The sequence below is a fragment of the Pseudomonas cistanchae genome (genome assembly GCF_054483635.1).
Window position 1 is genome coordinate 340,095 of the sequence record NZ_JBTLWN010000006.1, and the last position, 12,854, is coordinate 352,948.

The 12,854-nt window shown below is 64.4% G+C and carries 10 protein-coding genes; 8 read left to right on the forward strand and 2 right to left on the reverse strand.

Annotated features, from left to right (window positions below; all coding sequences use genetic code 11):
* The first annotated feature begins 6 nt into the window (after positions 1–6).
* The 7 genes from tolQ (at position 7) to ACX0MV_RS17915 (ending at position 7,616) form a co-directional block, all read left to right on the forward strand.
* The gene (gene tolQ / locus ACX0MV_RS17885) at positions 7–717 is read left to right on the forward strand and encodes a protein TolQ (protein ID WP_458983873.1); all 711 of its coding nucleotides are present in this window, start codon (positions 7–9) and stop codon (positions 715–717) included.
* An 11-nt stretch (positions 718–728) separates the two neighbouring features.
* The gene (gene tolR, locus ACX0MV_RS17890) at positions 729–1,172 is read left to right on the forward strand and encodes a protein TolR (protein WP_458983874.1); all 444 of its coding nucleotides are present in this window, start codon (positions 729–731) and stop codon (positions 1,170–1,172) included.
* Positions 1,173–1,183: 11 nt separating this feature from the next.
* Positions 1,184–1,990, forward strand: coding sequence for an energy transducer TonB (locus ACX0MV_RS17895; protein ID WP_458983875.1), 807 nt, complete (start codon positions 1,184–1,186; stop codon positions 1,988–1,990).
* Between the two features lie 76 nt (positions 1,991–2,066).
* Positions 2,067–4,022 (forward strand): PhoX family protein, encoded by a 1,956-nt coding sequence (locus tag ACX0MV_RS17900; protein ID WP_458983876.1) that lies wholly within the window; start codon positions 2,067–2,069, stop codon positions 4,020–4,022.
* A gap of 84 nt (positions 4,023–4,106) precedes the next feature.
* On the forward strand, positions 4,107–4,880 hold the full coding sequence (locus tag ACX0MV_RS17905; protein ID WP_458983877.1) for a substrate-binding periplasmic protein: 774 nt from the start codon (positions 4,107–4,109) through the stop codon (positions 4,878–4,880).
* A 174-nt stretch (positions 4,881–5,054) separates the two neighbouring features.
* Positions 5,055–5,651, forward strand: coding sequence for a LemA family protein (locus tag ACX0MV_RS17910; protein ID WP_458983878.1), 597 nt, complete (start codon positions 5,055–5,057; stop codon positions 5,649–5,651).
* Positions 5,652–5,675: 24 nt separating this feature from the next.
* A complete protein-coding gene (locus ACX0MV_RS17915; RefSeq protein ID WP_458983879.1) occupies positions 5,676–7,616 on the forward strand; it encodes a M48 family metallopeptidase in 1,941 nt (646 codons plus the stop codon).
* A gap of 25 nt (positions 7,617–7,641) precedes the next feature.
* On the opposite strand, the gene ACX0MV_RS17920 is transcribed toward ACX0MV_RS17915, so the two are convergent.
* Positions 7,642–8,556 carry a LysR family transcriptional regulator gene (locus ACX0MV_RS17920; protein ID WP_458983880.1) on the reverse strand — a complete coding sequence of 305 codons (915 nt, stop codon included), beginning with the start codon at positions 8,554–8,556 and terminating at the stop codon, positions 7,642–7,644.
* A 97-nt stretch (positions 8,557–8,653) separates the two neighbouring features.
* On the opposite strand from ACX0MV_RS17920, the gene ACX0MV_RS17925 reads away from it, so the two are divergent.
* Positions 8,654–10,441: an alkyl/aryl-sulfatase gene (locus ACX0MV_RS17925; protein WP_458983881.1), complete on the forward strand. Its 1,788-nt coding sequence runs from the start codon at positions 8,654–8,656 to the stop codon at positions 10,439–10,441.
* 31 nt (positions 10,442–10,472) lie between these two features.
* Here the strand turns inward: ACX0MV_RS17925 and ACX0MV_RS17930 are convergent, their stop codons facing one another.
* The gene (locus ACX0MV_RS17930) at positions 10,473–12,824 is read right to left on the reverse strand and encodes an FdhF/YdeP family oxidoreductase (protein ID WP_458983882.1); all 2,352 of its coding nucleotides are present in this window, start codon (positions 12,822–12,824) and stop codon (positions 10,473–10,475) included.
* Between the last annotated feature and the right edge of the window lie 30 nt (positions 12,825–12,854).

The window sequence follows — 12,854 nt, forward strand, 5'->3', positions numbered from 1 at the left end:
ACACCCATGCACAACACCCTCGAACAGATGACCGTCTGGAGCCTGATCAGCGATGCCAGCCTGCTGGTTCAGGCGGTCATGCTGACCCTGCTGCTGGCCTCGCTGCTGAGCTGGTACCTGATCATTCAGCGCGGCGCCGCACTGCGGCGCAACGAACGGCAACTGAAGGACTTCCAGCTACGGTTTCGCAGCGGCCATGATCTGGCCCAGCTGTATCGCGAGGGCAGCGATGGGCTGGACGAAGATGCCGGTTTGCAGCGCATCTTTCAGGCCGGTTACCACGAATTTGTCCAGCTCAAGCGGGAGCCAGGGATTGCCGGCGAGCTGGTGATCGACGGTGTCGAGCGCTCGCTGCTCGTAGCCATCAGCGAGCAGGAAGAACGCCTGGAGAAAGGCCTGCCGTTTCTCGCCACGGTCGGTTCGGTCAGCCCCTATATCGGCCTGTTCGGCACCGTGTGGGGGATCATGAACTCCTTTATCGGCCTGTCCCAGGTGCAGCAAGCGACGCTTTCCACGGTCGCCCCCGGTATCGCCGAAGCGCTGATCGCCACGGCTATCGGCTTGTTTGCGGCGATTCCCGCCGTGATCGCCTACAACCGCTTCAGCGCACGCGTCGCCACCCTGACTTCGCGCTACTACGGCTTTGGTAACGAACTGCAGGCCCGTTTGCACCGCGCACTGCACGCAGGCACTGCCCGCGTCGCGGCAGCTGCCTGAGGAGTGGCACCATGCGCAAACCGCAGAGTAAACATGGCCCCAAGGCCGAGATGAATGTGGTGCCTTACATCGACGTGATGCTGGTGCTGCTGGTGATCTTTATGGTCACCGCGCCGATGCTCACCCAAGGCGTAAAGGTCGAGCTGCCCAAGGTTGCCAGCGAAGCGCTGCCCACCGATACCCAGCAGCAGATCCTCACCCTCTCGGTGCAGGCCGACGGTGGCTATTACTGGAACCTGGGCAGCGAGCTGAACACCGAACAGCAGACCGACCGTACCGTTGGCCTGGAGGAAATGACCGCCCAGGTCACGCAGATCATCGCCGAGCGTGGCGACACCCAGGTGTATATCCGCGCCGACCAGGCCGCCGACTACGCCACCGTGGTCGCCGGTATCGCCGCCTTGCAGAAGGGTGGGGTGAGCAACCTCGGCCTGATCACCGAGGCCCCGCAGTGAGCAGCGCGCTGATGGACAATCCCGCTTCTGTTGCCTGGCCCAGATTGCCAACCTCGCGCCTGCGCAATGCCCAGGCTGCATTGCTGACCTTGGCCCTGCATGCATTGGTGCTGGCGCTGTTGCTGGCCAACTGGCCGGTGGAAAAGCCGCCAGCGCCGAGCGTCAGCACCATCAACATGCAACTGGTCAGCCTGCCGCCACCAGTGCCAGTGGTGGAAGTTCCGCCTCCCGAGCCGGTCGAAGTCACTACGCCGGAAGTAGCGACGCCGGAAGTGCAAACGCCGGTGGAGCCGCAGGTCGACCCGCGTATTGCCCGGCACAAACTGGAGCAGGCGTCCCTGGCGCATAAGCGCGTGGAGCAGAAGAGGCTCGAGCAGGAACGCCAGCGGCTTGAAAGCAAACGTCAGGAGCAGGCTCGGCAAGAACAGCAGCAACGTGAACAGGCGCAACAACGCCAAGCCGCCGAACAGCTGGCAGCGCAGCAACGTCAGCAGGCCGCTGATGCAGCTGCCGAGCAGGCGCGGCAGGCCGAAGCCGCTGCGGCGGCCAGCCGCCAGTACCTGCCGATTGCCAAACAGGCACCGGCTTACCCGCGGCGCGCGCTGGACAAGGGTATTGAGGGGGAATGCACCGTCAGCTACACGGTCAACGCCCAGGGCCGAGTCGAACAGCCCGAGGTGGTGGGTGCCTGCCATCCCCTGTTTATCCGTCCCTCATTAGCCGCCGCGCAGAGTTTTCGCTACCAGCCGCGGGTGATCGATGGCCGCGCGGTCGCCGTGCCCAATGTGAAAAACACCTTTACCTACCGTATCGAATAAACCCATGCCCGCCGCCCAGGCTGCTCTGTGTAGAGCGGCGTGGGCCAGTGCGCGCCAACCTTTTGCGAGAGCCGTGATGAATCAGGATCACCAAGCGTTTCACACCAGCCTTGAAGCCCACGACGATGTAGCGATCAACCCCAGTGCCAACCCGGCGCTGAGCGACTTGCTGAATCCTGCGCGGCGCAATGTGCTCAAGGGCGGCCTTACCCTGGCCGCGCTCGGCTTCCTCGCCGGCGGCATCAGTGCCTGCCGCAGTGCCGGGGCCAGTCCGCTGCTGGGTTTCAAGGGTGTGCCGGTTCAGATCGACCCGCAATTCGACCGCGTGCTGGTTGCCGAAGGCTATAGCGCCACGCCGTTTTTCTCCTGGGGCGATCCGGTCGAGGTCGGCGCGCCGCAGTGGAACCCGGATGCCAGCGACGACTGGCAGGCGCAGCTCAAGCAGGCTGGTGACAACCACGACGGCATGGACTTTTTCGCCTTTGAAGGCGAAACAGACCGTGGCCTGTTGGTGATGAACCACGAATACGTCAACCCACCGCTGCACCCCAGCAACCTGATCGACCAGAGCAAGCCACGGCCGCTGAGCGAAGTGCGCAAAGAGCAGGCCGCCCATGGCGTGTCGGTTATCGAAGTGAAAAAGGCCGCCGACGGCCAGTGGCAGCGGGTTATGGATTCGCCCTACAACCGCCGCATCAGTGCGCTGACCGCCATGCGTATCGCCGGCCCGCTGGCCGGGCACGCGCTGATGCAAACCGTTGCCGATCCCAGTGGTCTTGAAGTGCTCGGCACGATCAACAATTGCGCCACCGGCGTCACGCCCTGGGGCACTTTCCTCACCTGCGAGGAAAACTGGCACAACTACTTTATTAACCGTGATCAGGCCGACTACGCCAGCCGCGTGTCGCACAAACGCTATGGATTGGCCAAAGAAGGCACCAGTAAAAACTACGCCTGGGAGACCGCCGACCCGCGCTTCGACGCCACCCCCGATCCGCAGCAAGCCAACGGCGGCTATGTCAACGAGTCACATCGCTTTGGCTGGGTGGTGGAAATCGACCCCTTCGATCCCCAGGCGCAGCCGGTCAAACGCACCGCCTTTGGTCGTTTCGGCCGCGAATGTGCGGCTCTGAGCTTGGGCGACGACGGCCGCATGGCGTACTACTCCGGCGACGATGCTAAGGGCGAGTACGTGTACAAGTTTGTCCCCAGCGGGCGCTTCGATGCAGCCAACCCCAAGGCTAATCGCGACCTGCTCGACGAAGGCACCCTCTACGTCGCGCGTTTCGATGCCGATGGCTCCGGCCAATGGCTGGCCCTGGTGCATGGGCAAAACGGTTTGACCCACGCCAATGGCTTTGCCAGCCAGGCCGAAGTGCTACTTAACGCCCGCGCTGCGGCGGATATGGTGGGCGCAACGCCGATGGATCGCCCTGAGTGGGCGGCCGTGCATCCTGCCAGCCGTGAGGTGTATGTGGCCCTGACCAATAACGATGGTCGCGGCGACAAACACCCCACCGACAAAGCCAACCCGCGCCCGCAGAACCTGCATGGGCAAATCCTGCGCTTCAAGGAGCAGGGCGCCGACCCCAGCGCTGAAACCTTCACCTGGGAGCTGTTCCTGCTGGCGGGCGAACAGAAAGGCGCCAAGGATGCCAACGGCAATGCGCTGCCGGCCAATCTCACCGGCACCATCAATGGCGATCTCTTCTCCTCGCCCGATGGTCTGGCCTTCGACAGCCACGGCCGTTTGTGGATTCAGACCGACTACGACGACGATGAAGCGGCTATGCAGAGCATGGGCTGCAATCAACTGCTGTGCGCCGACCCGAGCACCCGCGAGGTGCGGCGCTTTCTGGTCGGCCCGCGCGGCTGCGAAATCACCGGCCTGGCCTGGAGCCCGGATGGCAAGGCAATGTGGGCCAATGTGCAGCACCCCGGCATCAGCTACCCGGCCAGTGACGGCCAGAGCCGGCCGCGTTCGACGACGGTGCTGATTACCAGAAATGATGGCGGGGTGATTGGCAGCTGATCATCGTCGCGGCGCGGCGAGCGGCTCTAGTACGCCGAGTCAGGTAGATTACACTGACTGGATTGAGTCCACCGGGTTCGTCCGATGCTGAGTCTGCTTGTCACGCCTTTTATCCGCTCCAGCGCGCGTGCCGGGCTGCTTGGCATTGCCGCGTGGCTGGTGCTTGCGCCGGCGGTCGCTGCGGCCGAGGAGTATCGCATCGGGGTGGAACGCGTCGATTATTTCCCGATCTACTCGGTGTCCGCGGAGGGTCAATACCAGGGTTACGCCCGGGAGCTGCTGGACCTGTTCGCGGCCCATGCGCAGGTGCGCCTGCACTATGTGCCGTTGCCGGTGCGGCGGCTCTATCACGAGTACTGGGCGGGTCGCCTCGACCTGGTATTCCCTGACAATCCGCGCTGGAACCAGGGCGACGTAGCGGAGCGCGGCGTCAGCTACTCGAATCCGGTTCTGACCTTTCAGGACGTGATGCTGGTCGTGCCGGATCGCCTCGGGCAACCGCCCGAGAGCTTTCGCAAGCTTGGTTTTATCAGCGGCTTCACGCCATGGAAATTCCAGCGCGAAATCGACGCCGGCCGGGTGGAAATCCATCAGGCGCCCAATCCTGAAGGGCTGATCCGCATGGCGCTGGCCGGCTATATCGACGCGGCGAACATGGCGCAGCAGGTGGCGCATTACCACCTGGCCCGCCTGGGGCAACCGGATGTGCTGGTGGTCGAGCCCGGCTTGCTTGCGGTGAGCGACAGCCATTACCACCTGTCGAGCATTCGCCACCCGGAACTGATCGAGCGGTTCGATGCGTTTCTGGCCAGCGAACATCAGGCGGTGGCGGCGCTCAAGCACAAGTACGGGCTATAGCCGCTGAGCTAGCGCCACGGTGACGCATGCTGGTCGCTACTGCTCTGTTCGCCGATCTATGGGCTGGAGGCAATCGACCTGCCGGCTGCGATATCGATTAGCCACACTCGGCATTTTTCCTCAGGCTTTTCCGCTACCATCAGCACTCTCTCGCCCTCAGACAAGGACTTCGCCATGGCTGTTTCCACCCTGATTATCCTGGCCATTCTCGCCGCGCTGGTGTTCTACGTGATCGGCATCTACAACAAGCTGGTGGCGCTGCGTAACCGCTTCCAGAACGCGTTCGCGCAGATCGAGGTGCAGCTCAAGCGCCGATATGACCTGATCCCCAACCTGGTGGAAACCGCCAAGGGCTACCTGGCCCACGAACGGGAAACCCTCGAGGCGGTAATCGCCGCGCGCAACAGTGCGGCCTCCAATCTTCAGGCTGCCGCGGCGCAACCCGGTGATGCCCAGCGCATGGCGCAACTGGCCGGTGCCGAAGGCCTGCTGAACAACGCCATGGGTCGTCTCAACGTGGTGATGGAAGCCTACCCGGACCTCAAGGCCTCGCAGAACATGCAGCAGCTCAGCGAAGAGCTGAGCACGACCGAGAACAAGGTCGCTTTCGCCCGCCAGGCCTTCAACGATGCGGTGATGGCCTACAACACCTACAAGCAGTCGTTCCCGCCCGTGGCGCTGGCGCCAACCTTTGGCCATGCCCAGGACGCCAGCCTGCTCGAGTTCGCCGACAGCGCGGCGATTCAGGAAGCGCCGAAGGTGTCGTTCTAACCCTGCCTGCATACGGATCGCGCAATGAACTTCTTCGAACAGCAGGACCGCGCCAAGCGCAACAGCGGCCGCCTGGTACTGCTGCTGATGCTGGCCGTGGCCAGCCTGATCGCCCTGACCAGCCTGGTTCTGGGCGTGATCTGGCATGTGCATCAGCAGACCCAGCGCTCCTCTCGGCTGGACGCCGATGTGCCGTTCAGCCTGCTGCCGAGCTGGCCGCTGGTGGGCCTGGTGGCGTTCGCGGTCATTGGCGTAGTGGTGCTGGGCAGCCTGTACAAGAGCGCCCAACTCAGCGGCGGCGGCAAGGTGGTCGCGGAGCGCCTGGGTGGGCGTCTGCTCAACCTCGCGCCGCAGAGCCTGGAAGAGCGGCGCCTGCTCAATGTGGTCGAGGAAATGGCCATCGCCGCGGGCACCCCGGTGCCGCCGGTGTACGTGCTCAACGATCCGGGCATCAACGCCTTCGCCGCGGGCCTGACGCCCCAGGACGCGGTGATCGGCATCACCCGTGGTGCCATCTGCCTGCTGTCGCGCGAACAGCTGCAGGGGGTGATCGCCCACGAGTTCAGCCATATCTTCCATGGCGACATGCGCCTGAATATCCGCCTGGTGTCCTTGCTGCACGGCATCCTGCTGCTTGGCCTGATCGGCGAGGTGCTGCTGCAGAGCAGCGACCGCAGCAGCTATTCCGATCGGGACAGGTCGAAGGGCGGGCTGCTGATGATTGGCGGCACGCTATGGATCCTGGGATACACGGGCACCTTCTTCGGCAACCTGATCAAGGCGGCGGTCAGTCGCCAGCGGGAGTTTCTCGCCGACGCTTCGGCCGTGCAGTTCACCCGCAACCCCGACAGCATCGCCGGCGCCCTCAAGAAAATTGGCGGCAGTACCCTGGGTTCGCGGTTGCAGGCCGGGCATGCCGCCGAGTTCAGCCACATGTATTTTGCCGCAGGTATCCGCCAGGCCATGGACGGTCTGATGGCCACCCACCCGCTGCTGGACGAGCGCATTCGCCGCATCGAACCCGCCTGGGATGGCAGCTTTCCGCGGGTCAACCTCAGCGAGGTGACCCTCGAACCGGCCGAGCGTTCGGCCTTGCCCGCCGAGGTTACCGCCAGCTGGCAGCAGGCCCTGGGCGCTCCAGCCATGACGGCGCCGTTCAGCGAAGCTTCGGTCGAACAGGCGATCAGCGCGATTGGCGATCCGCAACCGGCCCACTTGCAGCAGGCCAGAAGCGCTTTGCTGCTTATCGGCGAACCCTTGCGCCAGGCCGCCCACAGCTTCAGCGGTGCCCAGGCATTGGCCTATGGCCTGATGCTCGCGCGCGAGCCTGCGGCCCAGGCGCGCCAGCTGGCACTGCTGAAGCCACACCTGGAGGTGGAAGTTGCCGAGGCCCTGGATACGGTCGCCAACGAGCTGCTGCTGTTGGCCGACGGGCTGCGCCTGCCGCTGCTCGAGCTGGCGATTCCCGTGCTCAAGCAATTGGCCAAGGACCAATGGGCGACGCTGCAGAGCAACCTGATCCTGCTGGCCAAGGCCGACCGCAAGATCGACCTGCTGGAGTGGACGCTGTTGCGAATCCTGCAGCGCAACGTCGAAGGGCCGCGGCCGCTGAACGGCAAATATCACCTGCTCGAACTGGCCGACGAAAGCGCCGTGCTGCTGTCTGCCCTAGCCCATGCCGGGCATGCCGACGCTGGCGAGGCGGACCACGCCTTTGCCGCTGCGCGGGCATTGCTGCCATTCGACCGCTTGCCATTCGTGGATAAGGGCATGCCGACGATGCAGGCGCTGGATGGCGCCCTGAACCGCCTGAATCTGATGTGGCCGCTGCAGAAGCCACGGCTGCTCAAGGCCCTGGCCCGCTGCGTGGAGCACGACGGCCACCTCACCGCTGCCGAGGCCGAGCTGATTCGCGCGGTAGCCGATGTGCTCGACTGCCCGATGCCGCCGCTGCTGGTTGCCTGAGGCCAGCGGTAGGCGCGCCAGTTGGCTAGCGTAGCGCTGGGATCAGGCTGTCGCGCTCCTGCTCGCGGAGGATCTGCAGCAATTGTTCGGCGCCCGGGGACAGGCTGTGTCCGCTGCGGCTGACGATGCCGTAAGCCGAGCTGGGTACGGCCAGCCGCTCGCTCAGTGGCAACAGCGCCAGCCGTCCGGCCTTTACGTCGTGGGCGATCACGTCCCAGGGCGCCATGCTCAGCACATCACTGCTCGACACTAACTGCTTGAGCACCATGAAGTTGTCGCACTGGATGCTCAGCGAACGGTTACCGCCCAGCGCTTCAAGGTGTTCCGCCACCGACTGCGGTAATTGCGTACCCGCTAACGCATAGGCGCGTAAGTCGGCCGGTTGTAGCGGCCGGTCGAGCTGGTGCAACGGGTGCTGCGGGCGGCTGAAAAGCACGCCCGGATAGCAGTGCAGGGCTTCGACGCGCAACTGCGGGTCATCCCGCAACTCGCGGATATCGGCAACGAACACCTCCAACTGGTCATTGAGCAGACGTGTGCGCAGCTGTTGCCAGTTGTCGAGCAGCAGTTCTACACGCACCTGCGGGTAGCGCTGGGCGAATTCGCCAATGGCCCGCGGCACCAGGCGCGCGGCAGGATAAGGACCGCTGCCCAGGCGCAGCTCACCGCTGGCCAGGTTGCCCAGCTGGCTTACCGCGTTGCTCAGGGCATGGCTGCTGGCGAGCAGGCGGCGAGCGTGCTCCAACACCAAATGGCCATGGGCAGTCAGGCTTATACCGCGACTGTGCCGGTCCACCAGCGTACAGCCGAGGCCGGCCTCCAAAGCCTGGATGCTGCGGCTCAGCGCCGGTTGGCTGAGGTGTACAGCTTGCGCGGCACGGGCGAAATGGCCAAGGTCGGCGAGGGCGACAAAGTGGCGAAGCTGGCGAAGATCGTTCATGCGTGAGATGCATCGTTCTATGGATTGAAATGCATTGGAATTATCAGGCGCGCCTCGGCAGTCTGCCAACCTCCGCATTCAAAACCGAGGTCGCCCGATGCGCATCCTGTCTTCCTTGAGTGGCCTGCTCCTGGCCGCCACCTTGCCACTCACGGCCAGTGCTGAATTGCCCGTCGAAAAAATCCAGCCCTCGATCAACACCGAGCTGGCCGAACACACCAAGCACTTCAGCCAGAAGGTCTACCCGATTGCCGATAACGTCTGGTCGGCGGTGGGCTGGAACCTGGCCAACAGTGTGATGATCGAAGCGCCGGAAGGGCTGATCATCGTCGACACCGGCGAGTCGGCCGAGCAGTCGCGCAATGTGCTCGCCGAATTCCGCAAGATCAGCGCCAAGCCGATCAAGGCTATCGTCTACACACACTTTCACCCGGACCATATCAACGGCGTAAAAGGGTTTGTCAGCGAGGAGCAGGTGAACAGCGGCGAGGTGCAGATCTACGCCCAGGAAACCCTGCTCGACAACGTCGTCGCCCAGGGGGCGCTGGTCGGGCCAATTCTCTCCATGCGCTCGGCCTACAGCTTCGGCATGGCGCTACCGGCGAGCGACAAGCAGCAGATGAATGGCGGTATCGGCCCCCTGGCCCAGGAGGGCGTCTCGACGTTTATTGCGCCGACCATCACCTTCAAGGACCGGCTCGACACGACCATCGCTGGTCTGCCCGTGCAATTTCTCCATGTGCCCAGCGAGGCACCGGACGAGATCGTCCTGTACCTGCCGAGCAATCGGGTGCTGATCAGCGCCGAGGTGACCCAGGGGCCGACCCTGCCGAACATCCACACCCTGCGCGGCACCAAGTTCCGTGACCCGGTCGTGTGGGTTGCCAGCCTCGACAAGCTGCGCGCCTTCCAAGCCGACTACATGGTGCCGCTGCACGGCCAGCCGGTAAGCGGCAAGGACCAGGTCGAGGACGTGCTGCGCATGACCCGCGATGCCATTGCCTACATCCATGACCAGACGGTGCGCTGGATGAACAAGGGGCTGACCCCCGACGAACTGGTCGAAAAGGTCCAGCTGCCGCCGCACCTGGCCGGTTATACGCCTTATCTGCGCGAGTACTACGGCACCGTGAAGCACAGCGTTCGGCAGATCTACCAGGGCTACCTGGGCTGGTTCCAGGGTGACCCGGTCGACCTTGACCCGCTCCCGCCAGCGAAAAAAGCCGAGCGCCTGATGGCGTTGACGGGCGGTCGCGAAAAGCTCCTGCTGGCCGCGGGTGAGGCCTACCTCAAAGGCGACTATCAATGGGCCGCCGAACTGGCCAGCTACGCCATCCGCGTCGACCCCGAGGACAAACTGGCGCGCGATATCAAGGCGCGCAGCTTCCGCAAGCTCGGCTACGCCAGCATGAACATCAACTGGCGCAACTGGTACCTGATGAGTGCCATGGAACTGGAAGGCAAGCTCGACGACGGCGCTAGCGAGGAGCTCGGCCGCCGGGTACGCAGTGCGTTTCTTTCCAGCGATATGCTGAAGAACCTGCCGGCGCGGATCTTTCTGCAGAACTGGGTGACCCGCATCGACCCGGAAAAGAGTACGGACGTGAACCTGACCCTCGGCTTCGCCTTTCCCGATATTGGCGAAGAGTGGGCACTTGAAGTGCGGCGTGGCGTGGTGGAGCTGCACCCGGGCATCCCGGCGGGCACCACACTCAAACTGACCGTCGACAAGACCTACCTGGACACCGTGATCAGCGGCGACAACAGTCTGCTCACCGGCGCGCTGCTGGGCGATGTCAAGGTCGATGGCAGCCTGCTCGAGATCAAGACCTTTCTCGGCTGCTTCGATTTCGAAGACAGCCCGATTGCCCTGACCGTTCGCTGATAACTATCGTCGTGAGCCGCGCTGCTGGTGGCTAGATGACCGACCCCGGCGGCTTCGGTTCGGCGGGTACCTGGGTGCCCGCGCCCATGGCGATCATCCGCCGCAGCGTTACCGGAATCGATTTGGACGCCGGCACCTTGGCTTTTTCCGCGTGATGCCAGAGCGGCACCAGCGGGTTGCACTCGGGGAAATAGCCGGCGCAGCAGCCTTCGGGAATGTCGTACGGCGTCACCCGTAACGGGCCTACCGAGCGGTGCACGCCGTCGTCGACCGCCGTGCTCACCTGCACCTGATCGCCTTCAGCCAGGTCCAGGCGGGCGATGTCGTTGCGGTGCATGAGGATCACCGCGCGGGTGCCATGGATGCCGCGAAAGCGGTCGTTGTAGCCGTACACGGTGGTGTTGAACTGGTCGTTGCTGCGCAGCGTCATCAGTTGCAGCACGTCGCGGCGCTCGGGGTCCTGCTCGACGTCGTCGTCCGTCACCAGGGTGTCGGGGCTGATGAAGTTGGCCTTGCCTGTCTCGGTGGCCCACTTGCGCTGGCTGGCGCCAATCGGGCGATGGAAGCCGCCAGGCTCGAACATGCGCACGTTGAAGTCATGAAAGGTTTCCGGGTAGGTGGCGGCGATCGCCGCGCGGATCAAGCTGTAATCGCCGACCCAGGCGTCCCAGTCGATATGCGGGTTGGCTGGCAGGGTGGCTTTGGCCAGGTCGGCGATCAGCCGTGGTTCGGCGCGCAGGTCGGCATGGGCCGGTTTGGCCACACCACGCCAGGCGCGGATGCAGGCGGTACTGTCTTCGGTGGTGTGGTGCTGCTCGCCGCTGGCTTGCAGGTCGACCTCGCTGCGGCCGAGGCAAGGCAGGATGAACGCGCTGCGACCATGCACCAGATGGCTGCGGTTGAGCTTGGTGGCGATCTGCACCGTCAGTTCGAGGTTGCGCCAGGCCGGCTCGATGCGCTCGGTATCCGGCACCGCGCGGATGAAGTTACCGCCCAGGGCGATAAAGGCCTTGATCCGCCCGGCGATGATGGCCTCGCAGGCTTCCACGGTATTCACCCCGTCCTTGGCGGGCGGCTCGAAGCCGAACTGCGCGCGCAGTTTATCCGCCGGCACCTTGGCGGCCTTTTCGGTGATGCCGACGGTGCGCTGGCCCTGCACATTGGAGTGGCCGCGTACCGGGCAGATGCCGGCACCTTCCTTGCCCATGTTGCCGCGCAACAGCAGCAGGTTGACCAGCATCTGCACGTTGAGCACGCCATGGCGGTGCTGGGTCAGGCCCATGCCGAACACCCCGATTACCCGCTCGCAGCTGGCGTACACCAGCGCGGTGGCTTCCATCGCCCCCCGGCTCAGGCCGCTGCGGTGCTCGAGTTGCGCCCAGCTGTAGCTGCGGATGGATTGTTCGAACGCGGCAAAGCCGTGGGTATGCTCGGCGATAAACGCGACATCCAGCACGCGCGGCTTGCCGCCTGCCTGGGCGGCGTCATCCAGCTCGAACAGCGCCTTGCAGATACCGGCGATGGCCGCGATGTCGCCGCCGATATTCACCTGGTGGTACTGGGTGCTGATGGTGGTCGAGTGGCCGGTGAGCATGTCGAGCGGCGCTTGCGGGTTGGTGAAGCGCTCCAGGCCGCGTTCGCGCAGCGGGTTGAAGGTGATGATCGGCGCGCCGCGTTTGCGCGCGGCCTCGAGCTGATGAAGCATGCGCGGGCTGTTGCTGCCGGTGTTGTGGCCGAAGAACAGCAAGCCGTCGGTCTTGTCGAAATCGTTCAGGGTGACGGTGCCGACCGGGTCGCCGATGCTTTCCGGCAGGGCCACCGAGGTGCTCTCGTGGCACATGTTGGAGCTGTCCGGCAGGTTGTTGGTGCCATACAGCCGCGCCAGCAGTTGCCACATGTAGGAGGCTTCCAGCGAGGCGCGGCCCGAGGCGTAGAACACCACCTCGTCGGGATCGGCGAAGCCTTTCAGGTGGGCACCGATTGCCTCCAGCGCCTCGTCCCAGCTGACCGGGAGGTAGCGGTCGCTGCTGGCATCCCAGCGCAGCGGGTGGGTCAGCCGGCCTTGCTGCTCGAGGTCATAGTCGCTCCAGTTGAGCAATTCAGTGACCCGATGCCGGGCAAAGAACTCCGGGCCGCAGCGGCGGCTGGTGATTTCCCAGGCCGTGGCTTTGGCGCCGTTCTCGCAGAACGACAGCGGCTTGCTCGGGTGCGGTTTGGCCCAGGCACAACTGACGCAGGCGAAGCCGTCGATCGGCTTGTTCTGCTTGAGCAGGACGCGGGTGCCGGTAAACGGTACCCGCTCGTGCAGCAGTATGTTGCCCACCGAATACGCCGAGCCCCAGCCGCCGGCCGGCCCGCGATAAGGTTTGAACTTGGCTTTCATGCTGCGTCCCCCGTGTCGGTCCTGGTATTA

Bases quoted from the DNA above. Each gene is read 5' to 3' on its own strand.
- ACX0MV_RS17910 (WP_458983878.1), top strand. From the start codon at position 5,055: ATGGCTGTTTCCACCCTGATTATCCTGGCCATTCTCGCCGCGCTGGTG.
- ACX0MV_RS17915 (WP_458983879.1), top strand. From the start codon at position 5,676: ATGAACTTCTTCGAACAGCAGGACCGCGCCAAGCGCAACAGCGGCCGC.
- tolQ (WP_458983873.1), top strand. From the start codon at position 7: ATGCACAACACCCTCGAACAGATGACCGTCTGGAGCCTGATCAGCGAT.
- ACX0MV_RS17900 (WP_458983876.1), top strand. From the start codon at position 2,067: ATGAATCAGGATCACCAAGCGTTTCACACCAGCCTTGAAGCCCACGAC.
- tolR (WP_458983874.1), top strand. From the start codon at position 729: ATGCGCAAACCGCAGAGTAAACATGGCCCCAAGGCCGAGATGAATGTG.
- ACX0MV_RS17920 (WP_458983880.1), bottom strand. From the start codon at position 8,556: ATGAACGATCTTCGCCAGCTTCGCCACTTTGTCGCCCTCGCCGACCTT.
- ACX0MV_RS17930 (WP_458983882.1), bottom strand. From the start codon at position 12,824: ATGAAAGCCAAGTTCAAACCTTATCGCGGGCCGGCCGGCGGCTGGGGC.
- ACX0MV_RS17905 (WP_458983877.1), top strand. From the start codon at position 4,107: ATGCTGAGTCTGCTTGTCACGCCTTTTATCCGCTCCAGCGCGCGTGCC.
- ACX0MV_RS17895 (WP_458983875.1), top strand. From the start codon at position 1,184: ATGGACAATCCCGCTTCTGTTGCCTGGCCCAGATTGCCAACCTCGCGC.
- ACX0MV_RS17925 (WP_458983881.1), top strand. From the start codon at position 8,654: ATGCGCATCCTGTCTTCCTTGAGTGGCCTGCTCCTGGCCGCCACCTTG.